The sequence below is a fragment of the Poinsettia branch-inducing phytoplasma str. JR1 genome, from assembly GCF_000309465.1.
GTDB classification, from domain to species: Bacteria; Bacillota_I; Bacilli_A; order Acholeplasmatales; family Acholeplasmataceae; genus Phytoplasma; species Phytoplasma pruni.
Map to the genome: position 1 here is coordinate 1 of NZ_AKIK01000114.1, position 2434 is coordinate 2434.

Consider the following 2434-nt stretch of genomic DNA (forward strand, 5'->3'; position numbering starts at 1 on the left):
TTAGGCATCTTAATGTATGGTATTCCTGGTACAGGTAAAACAACCTTAGCCAGAGCCTTAGCTAAAGAAACTAATCTCCTTTTTTTTGAAGTAAGCAGTTCCATTTTTTCCCGAAAATTCAAAGGAGACGCGCCACAATTGGTAAAAGAATTATTTATGAACGCTCGTAAAGAAGCAGCCAAAAACAAAGGGGCCATCATTTTCTTAGATGAATGTGAAACAATCTTTACTAATTTGAGTGATTTAAGCAGTGTTTCTGACATCAACAATGTAGTCAACCAATTCAAAACCGAAATGACATCATTCGAAAACAACAAAGACAAACCAATTTTCATCATTGGCGCTATAAACCATATCGACCAAATTGACGAAGCCATTAAATCCCGCTTCACCTATAACATCGAAGTTAAACCAGGTAATAAAGAAGAAAGAAAAGCCTTCTTAGAATTCTTAATCAACAAACGTAAAAATCCTTACAGTGAAGAAGCTAAACAATATTTATATGAAGTAATTAACGAATCCTTAGAAAGATTACCAGTTAACCACCAATTTAAAAAAGCCAATCGTACTTTAGAAAACCTTTTAAAAACAACTGTCACCATCTTCGCTAAAAACCGAGGTCAAGGCGAAACTAAAAGAAACGAAATCAATAAAGAAGACTTAAAACAAGCTTACAAAATGATCATTTCACAAGACAACACCCTTCTAAACATTATCGAACAAGAAATAAAAGCGAAAAGAGGTAAATAATTATGAAAACACCATTAGACCTAATTAAAACTTATCTAACCTTTAAGTCTTATTTCACTTGGTTTTTAATAGCTACCGCTATCTTTGGCATTGTCCTTTTCTTTAAAAGCAAACTTGTTGCCAATAAACCCACTCAACACACAAACAAATGGAAAGGATATTTAACTTATTTTTTAATAATTATCGGTATTTTAGGTTTCATTTACTTATGCTTCTTTCATAAACCTAAAGAATCATCCAGTAAATACGCAGGCCAATTAGTCCAAGAAATTGATAAAGCGATTGATAAATACAATGAAGTGATTAACAATTATAAAGGATTAAAAGATAATTGGGAACAAGAATTAACCAAAGTAGAAGCCGAATTAAAAGAACTCTACAAAGCCCAAGAATTAACCCAAGAACAAAAAGAGAAAATCAAAGAATTAATAAACCAAACAGAAACAAAGATTAACGAAATCAAAACTCAAAAACAAGAAACTGAAAATAAAATTAATGTCTTAAAAGAAGAACTAAAACAAAAAGAAGAAGCATTAGCCAACAAAGAAAAAGAAATAAAACTAACAGAAAAACAAATCGAGGAATCCACTGATTTAACTGAAAAAGAAAAATTACGCACTAAATTAGATATCCTTTATGACGAAAAAATTAAATTAGTTAAACAAATTACTGAAATCAAAAACCAAATAGGATTATTTAGCAATGACCTAAACGCCTTAAATGACCACCTCCGAATCGCAGAAAATTTAAAACAATTATTAGAAAAACAATATAAAGATCTAACTGAAGGCGAACAAACATTATTCAACCAAATCCAATCCGTCGAACAAAGACGCACCGAAATCCAAAACAACATAGATGAAATAAACGAAAAAAAAACAGCTATTGACGCAAGAATAGAAGGATTGCGAATAATGCAAACAGCAGCCGACGCTGCTAAAAGCGCTGCTGATGATTGGGATAAAAAACATGAATTTAGTTTTGGTAACCTTCGCGATGCTATTTTCAAAGGTGCTGATATGTTTTTAGACGCCTATGGTGGACGCGGTATGTTAAAAGCCATTGGCGGTGGAATATTTAAAAAAACCGCTGGAACTATCGCAAAAGGCGGATTAATTGTTCACGAAGTTCACCGTGCAATCAGTTTAGCCCAAGATTTATTTCAAAAGGAAGACGGAACACCTAAAATGATGAGCAAAGAAACATATGATATCATTAGAAAAAGAATAGAAAAAGATTTAGATGAAGCCAAAGCCGACTATAAAGACGCTGAAAAGAAACTTGTAGAATATAAAGATAAATTACACTCTGATCAAATTATAAAACAATACGAAGAATCAAGAGAAGTAGTTAAAAAAATCATACAAAACGAAACATCAGTTATTAGGGAATACGTTACAATAATTAATGAATTAACTAATAAAAGAAGAAAAGTAATTAATGAATTCGAAAAAGATAATGCAAGATACTTACAACAAGAACAACTAGAAATAAAATTAGAACCTATTGACGAATAAATAAAAACAATCAAAGAAGAACTAAAACAAAAATCCCCTAACTACGCCAAAGTCCAAGAAAGAATAAAACAAAAAAGATATAATAAATTCCTTCAACCTATCATTAATTAATTCATATATAAAATTTTTTATTTAAATTTAATCAAATAAATATTATATAATAGTAG

General features: G+C 30.6%; 2 protein-coding genes. Both read left to right on the forward strand.

Features of this window, described 5'->3' with window-relative positions; genetic code table 11:
• Positions 1 to 750, forward strand: a 750-nt coding sequence (locus tag ON17_RS02520; protein WP_017191930.1) for an ATP-binding protein, incomplete at its 5' end; no start/stop codon positions are given.
• Positions 751 to 752: 2 nt separating this feature from the next.
• Positions 753 to 2267, forward strand: coding sequence for a hypothetical protein (locus ON17_RS02525; RefSeq protein WP_017191931.1), 1515 nt, complete (start codon positions 753 to 755; stop codon positions 2265 to 2267).
• Positions 2268 to 2434 lie beyond the last annotated feature (167 nt).

Bases quoted from the DNA above. Each gene is read 5' to 3' on its own strand.
- ON17_RS02525 (WP_017191931.1), top strand. From the start codon at position 753: ATGAAAACACCATTAGACCTAATTAAAACTTATCTAACCTTTAAGTCT.